Annotated in this window: 13 protein-coding genes; 8 read left to right on the forward strand and 5 right to left on the reverse strand. The window is 65.5% G+C overall.

Annotated elements, in window-relative coordinates; genetic code table 11:
• Window positions 1–86: 86 nt before the first annotated feature.
• The 6 genes from pqqD to AB0N17_RS44490 all read left to right on the forward strand — a co-directional run bounded on the left by pqqD (window position 87) and on the right by AB0N17_RS44490 (window position 4,662).
• Window positions 87–308 carry a pyrroloquinoline quinone biosynthesis peptide chaperone PqqD gene (pqqD, locus tag AB0N17_RS44465; protein WP_366017400.1) on the forward strand — a complete coding sequence of 74 codons (222 nt, stop codon included), beginning with the start codon at window positions 87–89 and terminating at the stop codon, window positions 306–308.
• A gap of 8 nt (window positions 309–316) precedes the next feature.
• Window positions 317–1,486 carry a pyrroloquinoline quinone biosynthesis protein PqqE gene (gene pqqE / locus AB0N17_RS44470; RefSeq protein WP_366017410.1) on the forward strand — a complete coding sequence of 390 codons (1,170 nt, stop codon included), beginning with the start codon at window positions 317–319 and terminating at the stop codon, window positions 1,484–1,486.
• Between the two features lie 519 nt (window positions 1,487–2,005).
• Window positions 2,006–2,380 (forward strand): hypothetical protein, encoded by a 375-nt coding sequence (locus AB0N17_RS44475; RefSeq protein ID WP_366017401.1) that lies wholly within the window; start codon window positions 2,006–2,008, stop codon window positions 2,378–2,380.
• Between the two features lie 63 nt (window positions 2,381–2,443).
• On the forward strand, window positions 2,444–2,803 hold the full coding sequence (locus tag AB0N17_RS44480) for a hypothetical protein (RefSeq protein ID WP_366017402.1): 360 nt from the start codon (window positions 2,444–2,446) through the stop codon (window positions 2,801–2,803).
• Between the two features lie 203 nt (window positions 2,804–3,006).
• Window positions 3,007–3,810 carry a hypothetical protein gene (locus tag AB0N17_RS44485; RefSeq protein WP_366017403.1) on the forward strand — a complete coding sequence of 268 codons (804 nt, stop codon included), beginning with the start codon at window positions 3,007–3,009 and terminating at the stop codon, window positions 3,808–3,810.
• 417 nt (window positions 3,811–4,227) lie between these two features.
• Entirely contained in the window at window positions 4,228–4,662 is a 435-nt protein-coding gene (locus AB0N17_RS44490) for a BlaI/MecI/CopY family transcriptional regulator (protein WP_366017404.1), read from the forward strand.
• A gap of 43 nt (window positions 4,663–4,705) precedes the next feature.
• Here AB0N17_RS44490 and AB0N17_RS44495 read toward each other — a convergent pair whose 3' ends face one another.
• From AB0N17_RS44495 to AB0N17_RS44510, 4 genes are all read right to left on the reverse strand, one after another.
• Complete coding sequence (locus AB0N17_RS44495) at window positions 4,706–5,014, reverse strand: hypothetical protein (protein ID WP_366017411.1); 309 nt, start codon at window positions 5,012–5,014, stop codon at window positions 4,706–4,708.
• The gene (locus tag AB0N17_RS44500; RefSeq protein ID WP_366017412.1) at window positions 4,966–5,310 is read right to left on the reverse strand and encodes a hypothetical protein; all 345 of its coding nucleotides are present in this window, start codon (window positions 5,308–5,310) and stop codon (window positions 4,966–4,968) included. Before AB0N17_RS44500 ends, AB0N17_RS44495 begins: the two co-directional genes overlap by 49 nt.
• Window positions 5,311–5,426: 116 nt before the next feature.
• Window positions 5,427–6,650: a glycosyltransferase family 4 protein gene (locus AB0N17_RS44505; RefSeq protein ID WP_366017405.1), complete on the reverse strand. Its 1,224-nt coding sequence runs from the start codon at window positions 6,648–6,650 to the stop codon at window positions 5,427–5,429.
• Complete coding sequence (locus tag AB0N17_RS44510; protein ID WP_366017406.1) at window positions 6,647–6,880, reverse strand: hypothetical protein; 234 nt, start codon at window positions 6,878–6,880, stop codon at window positions 6,647–6,649. Before AB0N17_RS44510 ends, AB0N17_RS44505 begins: the two co-directional genes overlap by 4 nt.
• Before the next feature lie 439 nt (window positions 6,881–7,319).
• On the opposite strand from AB0N17_RS44510, the gene AB0N17_RS44515 reads away from it, so the two are divergent.
• Complete coding sequence (locus AB0N17_RS44515) at window positions 7,320–7,466, forward strand: hypothetical protein (protein WP_366017407.1); 147 nt, start codon at window positions 7,320–7,322, stop codon at window positions 7,464–7,466.
• A gap of 367 nt (window positions 7,467–7,833) precedes the next feature.
• Window positions 7,834–8,010 (forward strand): hypothetical protein, encoded by a 177-nt coding sequence (locus AB0N17_RS44520; RefSeq protein ID WP_366017408.1) that lies wholly within the window; start codon window positions 7,834–7,836, stop codon window positions 8,008–8,010.
• Window positions 8,011–8,024: 14 nt separating this feature from the next.
• Here AB0N17_RS44520 and AB0N17_RS44525 read toward each other — a convergent pair.
• Window positions 8,025–8,458: trypsin-like peptidase domain-containing protein (locus AB0N17_RS44525; protein WP_366017409.1), on the reverse strand; the 434-nt coding region annotated here is incomplete at its 5' end.

Below are 8,458 nucleotides of genomic sequence, written 5' to 3' on the forward strand. Positions count from 1 at the left end.
GACTGCCACGGGCTCGGTGGCCGACGGGAGCAGAGGTGACGTCGGCATCCGAGCACCCATGGCGTCCAGCTCTTGCTCCCGCGCTGATGCTGCGGCACGACAGGGTGCGCGGAACTGATCTGCTGATCCTGCCGGAGCGTGTGGTCGTCCTCACCGGAGATGCCGGAACGGTCGTCGACCTGTGCGACGGGACTCGTACCGTGCAGGGGATCGTCGATGAGCTGGCCGAGCGCTTCCCCGGCGCGCCGGTGGTCACGGACGTTCCCTGCTTCCTCGACCGCTTGCGGCAGGAAGGCTGGCTCAAGTGACCGACCCGATGAACCCTGCGTCCGGTACAGGACCCGCACCGCCATGGGCCCTGCTCGCCGAACTCACCCATGCCTGCCCACTGCACTGCCCCTACTGCTCCAACCCACTCGAACTGGCTCGTCGTGCAAATGAACTGAGCACTGCTCAGTGGACGGAGGTGCTACGCCAGGCCGGTGAGCTGGGCGTTGTGCACACCCATCTCTCCGGTGGCGAGCCACTGCTGCGCCCTGATCTGGAGCGGATCGTTTCCGCCGCCGAGAACGCCGGCATCTACACCCAGCTGGTCACCAGTGGCACCGGGCTGGACGAGTCCCGGTTGGCCGCGCTCGCCGCGGCCGGACTGCGCAGTGTGCAGCTTTCCGTCCAGCACGCCGAACCCCGCGCCAACGACCGCGTCGCCGGACGACCTTCCTCGTTCGCCGCGAAGGAAAGGGCAGCAGCCCTTGTCCGCCGGGCGAGGCTCCCGCTCGGCCTCAACGTGGTTCTGCACCGCGACAACCTCGACGCCGTCGACGCCCTCATCGAGCTGGGCGTGGCCTGGGGGGTGGACCGCATCGAACTCGCCAACGCGCAGTTCTACGGCTGGGGCCTGCTGAACCGGGCCGCGCTGCTGCCCACGCGTGATCAGCTCACCCGCGCCCGGGAGACCGTCGAACACTGGAGGGAACGACTAGCCGGCCGCATCGACCTGGTCTGGGTCGTCCCCGACTACTTCGACGGCGTCGCCAAACCCTGCATGGGAGGCTGGGGTGCGGTCTCGCTCACCATCGCACCGGATGGGACCGCCCTGCCCTGCCCAGCCGCAGCCTCCCTGCCAGACCTCGATGCCCCTAACGTTCGCGACCATCCGCTTGCCTGGATCTGGCTGCACTCACCGGCCTTCAACCGATTCCGCGGCACCGACTGGATGGCGGCACCCTGCCGCGGCTGTCCCCGCCGGCAGGAGGACTTCGGCGGATGCCGATGCCAGGCGTTCGCATTCACCGGTGACGCAGCGCGCACCGATCCGGCCTGCGCACTGTCGCCCGACCACCACCTCGTCCGGGAGGTGGCCGACGGTGAGGAGCCGAATGCACTGCAGTACATCTACCGTCGGCCCGGCGCGGTGACGAAGTCGGCACCAGTCCGCACCGCCCCGACCATCGCCACTGGCAGCGGTCGGCGGAGGGGCGCCTGATCAAGGCAGCGGTTTCCGTGGCCGGTGACCGGGTGACCAGGGGCGTCACCGCTCAGGAGCGGCGGCTCGGTGGCCTGCTTTGATATTTCCTGTTGCTCCGATCGCAACAGCGGACGGATTCAGAGCACATGCCAGACTATCCGGATCGGTCTGACAGATTGCAGGTCCTCGGCTCTCCCAGAATGCTGCCACCAGGCACGTTGTACTTGAATGTGCTGATTTGCAGTGAGGATTGGTTCGGCCCGCCTGCGCCCGGCGAAATGCGCTACACCTACTCCGTCGTTCGTACGGTGTCAAGAGGGAATTCAATTCTCGAGTTGGAAAACCCTTACGGCTCTCGGAGGGCGTTGACAACGTCCGAAAGGTCTTTTACGTTCACATACAAGTCATGAGTCAGTCGATCCAAGACTTCAGTCGACCATCTTGGATGGAACGCCGGGGCCCCTCAAACGCCACCCCAGAGCGGGTGTTACGTGATGCCATCGACTGACGCGGCAATCAAGAAAGGTGTGGCGGTCAGTGAGTATTGAACAGTCGCTGAAAGAAGCCATGGATATCGACGGCGCCGTGGGGGCGGCACTTGTCGATTACGAAAGCGGTATGTGCCTGGGGACTGCTGGCGGAGGTCGGCATCTGGACCTTGAGGTAGCCGCTGCAGGGAACACTGAGGTCGTCCGCGCGAAGATGCGCACCCTCGAACGCCTTGGCATCCAGGAATCGATCGAGGATATTCTTATAACGCTGAATGAGCAGTACCATCTCATCAGGCTGCTCAAAAGGCCGAGTAATGGAAGTGAGACTCTCTTCTTTTATATCGCGCTCGGCAGGGAGAAGGCGAATCTCGCACTGGCTCGTCATGCTCTGAAGGCCGTCGAGCGAAACCTCGTCGTGTGACCGATAGGCTGCACGTGGCGCCTGAAGGTGCTGTGTCGGCCTGCCGACCTGGGAGAACCTGACATGGCAAATCTCCAAGATTCGGTTGCCGAGACACTCGCCATCCGGGGAGTGCGATCAGTTGCACTCGTCGATGAGGCCACAGGCGCGGTAGCCAAGTGGGGCGGCGCGGCTTTGGAAAACCCTGATTCTGCACCGAGCCTTATCGCGGCAGCGGAGCAGATGGCCCACGGGGGCCGAGGCCGCGCCTTCGACGAACTCGACTGCATCCTTGCGATGACTGAGCGCGGATACGTCATTCTGCGCGTCATTCCGGTCAGCACCGAGCGATTGATATTTTATGCCGAGTTCGACCGGGAAGAGGTAAACGTCGGGCTTGTCGTCAGTCAGACAAAGCGTATCGCAAACTCCCTCTTGGTGTAGTGATGAGCAATTCTCGTAATGGCAATTATTCGGCCAGTCGAGATCAGCAATCACTAGACTGTATCCTCTCGGCAAAAAACCTCGCGGATATAGTGAGTCGATGTTCCGACAGCATGTTCTCTGGGGTTCTGGAGGTCGTCGGGTATCCAGGTGGAGCGTTCTATTTTGCGGATGGCCTGGTTGGGGGGGTTGCATCGGCTGGCGTGCCCAGTATCGAACAACTGCTCATCAATTCGGGCCGTGTGGATACCGGAGCTTGGGAAGCGGCCGTTACGGAGTCGAATTACCTGCTGCATCCGCTGGCTGTGCTGGTGGACAGAGGTATGGTCGGGGGCGGTGAAATGGAATTTCTGCTCGTCCTCAACCACGTGGATGCAGCGTATGCGGTCTTCTCCGGATCATTGGACGCTGTCTACCATCGTGACAGTGAGATCGCAGACCCGCAGCGGGAGTTCATCGCCCCCCCGCTGGCCGTGACACACCTGCTCCATGAAACGCAGCGGATGAGCCGCCGCCTGGCCTCGCTGGCAGGGCCAATCGTGCCGGATGGAATTCTCAGTGCCAGCGGGGTTGTCCCGAAAAACTTGGAGTGGATGAGCCCCCAGCAATGGTCGCTCGTCAGCGCAGTCAATGGGCAGCGCACCGTCCGCGATATCGCTTTTGTTACAGGCCGCGGACTATGCGCTGTCATTCTCGATGCAGCCTTCCTGGTGGATAAAGGTCTGCTGGAGTTCAGGGTCGATCGAAGTTCAGGTGCATACCAGCATTTCCAGCCACCTGCGTCGTACGCCCACGGGAACGGAACGACAGGTTTCGAGTCGCGGAAGAGGTCGACCACGGAAAGCCAGCCTGAGCCTGGCCCAGGTGCCAAGGTTGCCCCGCCGGCGTCACGTCTCCAGGCGGCTCACCGCAGGACGGAGTTGGAACCGGGAAGGTCGGCTAAGCGCAAGCGCGGGATAGCAGACCGCCTGCGCGGGATGTTTCCCGACAGCAAGCGGAAAGAGTAGGTCGTGTGGGCGTACCGGCGGGGATTTGCCGACACGGCCTACCACCTACGGTGGCTGACGTCAGGTCTGCGTGGCCTGCTGACCGGACAGCGATGGGGGTCGTGGCTGCGCAGCAGCGGCGATGAACGACATCGCCGCCATGTCCTCGTCGAGGCCGCTGGTACCGGTTCGGGTCACTAGGCCGCCGAATTTCACTGTCCGGCCTGTCGGCGGATTGCCGACGTCAGCGGGTGATCGTCCCGTGGCGAGACGGCACGAGGGGCCCAGGGGTCAACTCCGGGCTTGTAATTCGGGTGGCACGCAGGGCTTGAAGCCGCTGTTCGACACGGCTTTACGATCGAGGCGCCCCCTTTCTACGTCTCGTAGTAGTTTCAACGATTGAAAAGGACCCGACGGGAGTCGCGAGGGAGGTGTCAGATGACGGGCGGTAAGGACGATCGGGGGGAGGCCCGGCGGCGAGCGCGGGGTGAGCTGGAAGGGGAGGTGCTGGCTTCCTTGTGGGCGGCCTCCCGTCCGGTGCCCGCGGGGGAGGTCCTGGAACAGGTACCCGGCGTCGCGTATACGACGGTGCTGACCATTCTGACCCGTTTGTGTGACAAGGGTCTGGTGACTCGGCAGCGGGAGGGCCGCAGCCATGTGTATGCGCCCGTGGACGACCAGGCCGGGTATGCAGCGGCGGGAATGCACTCGCTGCTGGACGAAGGAGGGGACCGAGCGGCAGTACTGGCCCGGTTCGTGTCGGACCTGTCGCCGGAGGACGAGCAGCTGCTGCACGCGACTGAGCCGGGAGTAAAGCGCGTTCTGGCCTGTGCCGATGTATCCGCCTCCGCTGGACCCTCCTCGGTGACCTGATCGGCGGCCGCGAACTCACGATCACGTGCGTTGATGCCTGCCGTCATGTTCGGCGCCGTCCGTTGTGCGGGGCCTCACCCTGCGGTGAGACGGCGCCGTACCAGGGCGAAGAACCGACCGAGGCGAGGAGGACGCCGAGGACGGCGTAGCCGTGGGTGAGGGAGGCGACCGTCGTGCCGAGCAGCGGGCCTCCCGCGTCGCCGAATTCGGCGGCCCCCAGGCTCTGCCCGAGCCACTCGCTGGGAGTGCTCGAGGCCAGGGCGGCGAAGCCGAGCGGAGTGATCAGACCGGTCCCGACACCGATCAGGGGGCGCCCACGAGGATGCCGGCCAGGCCCGGCAGCATGGCGCACCCCAGTCCGGCGGCGGCGAGCAGCAGCCCCGCCGTGATGCCCGTACGAACCGTGAGCCGCACATGGTCCCGTGCCCATCCGCCCATCGGCTGGACCGCCGAGTGCGGCCACGTCGACAAGCGCAACCGTGTCGGCCAGGGGTTTTTCATCTGCCGGAGATGCGGGGCCTCGTCCTCGGAGAGCGGACCGAGTTCATCCCGGATCCGCATGGCCAGACAGCCCTTGCGGAACGCAGCCCGCGCCACCCGCGCGGTGGCCTCCGGGACGGACGGAGCAGGCACAGGGCGCAGCGACATGGCAGCCCCTCCGTGCCTCCCCGCACGACGGAACCGAACCTCCACCAGACTGCCCGATCCAACAAGATCACCGAGGGCGATCACCGAATCCGCCAACAAAGTCCTGAAGGCCCGGGTCAGGTTGACTGGCCGAGTCGGTGCAGGGTCCGGGCGGCCAGGCTGCGCCATCGGGCCTTGGTGCGTTGCCAGGCACGGGAGTTCCGGGAGGCGGCCAGGCCGACGAAGAGGTCCTCGTAGATGTCGACGATGCGCTCGGGGTCGTAGCGGTGGGCGGCCCGGCGGGCGGCGCGGCCCATGCGGAGGCGGGCGAGCTCGTCGGTGATCAGGTCGAGTAGCGCGGTGTTCAGCGCCTGTAGGTCGCCCACCGGGACGAGGCGGCCGTCGATGCCGTCGTGGATGATCTCGGCGGGGCCGAGCGGGCAGTCGGTGGAGACGACCGGGACCCCGCAGCGCATGGCCTCGACCAGGGTCATGCCGAAGGATTCGGCGTTGGAGGTGGAGGCAACGATGGCGGCCTTGGCAAACTCGGGCTCGATCGGCGAGGCCACGCCCATCAGCTCCGCTCGGCCGCCCAAGCTGTATTCACTGATCAGCTGTTGCAGATGGTCCCTCTCTGCGCCGGCGCCGTAGATGCGCAGCGTCCAGTCGGGGTGCTTGCCTGCGATGTCGGCGAACGCCTTGATAAGCAGGTCGAACCGCTTTCCGCGGGCCAGGCGTCCGGCCGCGGCAATGACCTTGGCGCCGGTGCGGGCGGGTGACAGCCTGGGATCGGGGACGGCGTTGGGAATGGCCAGGACCTCGACTCCGGGCAGCCGCATCCTCGCCCGGTAGACGGCGGCGTCCGCCTCGGTAGTGGTGACCAGGGCGTCCAGTTCGCGGTAGTGGCGGGCGAACTGGGCGCGCAGTTTCTTGGCATGCGTGTCGTGGGTGAGATGTTCTTGGGCGATGCGCAGGGCACGGGGTGGGGCGAAACGGGCCAGGTAGACGTTGATACCTGGGCGGGTACCGATGATGACGTCAGCGTTGCTGTCCTTCAGGTACTGCTCGACACGCTGGTCGGACAGGCGACTGTACTGGTGGTACCGCTTCTCGGCCGTGGGAAAGGACTGGGAGGGTTCGTTCATCAGCGGATCGGTGAGGTCGGCGGAGCCCTTGCGCACGTCGACCAGGGGTACCACTGTCACCCGCGGATCGATGTCGAACTGCGGCCGGGTGCGATGGCGCCGGACGGACACGATGGTCACTTCGTGGCGGTCGGCGAGCGCTGTGGCGAGGTTGAGGGTGGTGCGGTTGGTGCCGCCGATGCCGTAGACGTCGTGGATCAGGAATGTGATCTTCATGCAGCGTGCCTTCGGGCCGGCTTCGTCGCAGCCCTCCCGTGGCGAAGGGAGCGTAGGAGTTCCAGGGGCAGCGGCAGCAGAGGGGCGACGACGATCAGGCAACCCAGAGACAGCAGGTGCTGGTTGACGTTCGGGAGGCTCGACCCGAGGGCGTAGCCGCCCAGGACCAGTCCTGCCGACCACATCAGTCCGCCGGTGACCTGCCGCAGCGCGCAGGTGCGGGTGGGCACCTCCATAATCCCGGCGAGCGGGCTGCGTACCGTCCGTACTACCGCGATGAACGGGGCCAGCACGATCGCCTTGCCCTGGTGGTACCGGGGCGGCAGTTCCTTCGCCCGTGTGACGCCGTTTGCCAGGTGCCGGTTGCAGGGGCGCGGCCGGGCATGGTCGGCCGCCCGTGAACAACAGCGAGCCGTCGGGCAGGAACAAGCCGATCGGCAGGCCGGTCTCGGTGAAGAGCACCAGGAAGATGCCTATAGTGCCGAGCGTCGTCAGTTGCGAGGTGGCATCCAACGGATTGAGGGCCTGGAACACCCAGGGTCCTTTCCCGCCATGCGTTGCCGCAGATGTACGGGGCTGTCTCCGGTGCAGGAGCGCACGGCACACTCACGAGACGGCGGCACTCACACCGCCGTAGAATTCCTACATCATGCGAAGATAGGCGGGGGAATGCCAACCCCATGGGGGGTCCTTGCACGTGGCGAGAGATCCCCCGGTCTCGAGGAGATCGACGGCTGCATAACCGGCACCCTGTACCTCTTCCAGAAGCGCGTGGACGAGATCGCCGACATCCGGGCCACGGTGATCGGCAAGTAGATCTTCGCGGTGCGGATCGACTCCGGCCTCCTCGTCTAGCGCACGGCCTCAAAGCGCCGGGTTTCGTTGAGCCAGAGAACTGTGCGAGTAAGAGACCGGCCGCTGCCTATAAGGGTTGTCCCGCAAATGGTCGGTGGAGCGGCGGCACCAGGTGCTGAGCGGATACTCGCGAGACTCCGACGTTGCAGCTGTGGCAGCCTGCGGACATGCCAGAGCTGCGCGTTCATGCAGGCCGCCACTACGCCATCCAGCTCCACTACGCCTTGCCGGACGACGCCTGGTGCGTGGAGCTGAGCGAGGCCGTCGCGGCGCCGGCCACGTGGGCTGAGATTCCCAACGCAGAGACTCACCTCCTGGAGATGCCTTCGTGGTGGCGGTGATACCCGACGAGGACCCGAGCCTGGAGCCGGCCGTCCACATCCACAGCCACGACGAGCACGTCATCCCCTACGAGATCATGCGCTGGTTCATAAAGCAGGTGGCCGAGCAGGTTGAACACTGCCGCATCGCGCTTGAGCAGGGAATACCTGAAGCGGTGGAATGATCAAGCCGCGCGGATCACGGATCGCTGATCGCGGCCTTGTACAGGTCGGCCGCCTGGCTGCCCAGGGTCACGCTGTAGGACACGTCGTCGGTGTCGCCGCCCTCGTCGTAGCCGCCAAGGACGCCGACGACCTGGCCGTCGCCGTTGATCCAGGGGCTGCCGCTGGTGCCGTGGGTGAAGGCGGGGCAGTCGATGCGCTGCTGGGTGCTGCTGTATGAGGTTGGCTTGTTGGTGCAGCTGATGGGCGTCTCGCGGGAGTCGGGGTAGCCGATGACGGTCACGGCGGTGGCGCCAGTGGCGGTACCGGTCGTGAACCGGTTGGCTCCGACGACATCCTCGATCGCCTTGCCGTTCTGGTCGTCGACGGTGGCGAAGGCCAGGTCGCTGTCCTCGTCCTGGTCCTTGGTCCATCCGTCGGGCAGATAGCGGTGCTCCAGCTTCCACACCC

Source organism: Streptomyces sp. NPDC051133 (assembly GCF_040682635.1).
In the GTDB taxonomy this organism is placed as follows: Bacteria; Actinomycetota; Actinomycetes; order Streptomycetales; family Streptomycetaceae; genus Streptomyces.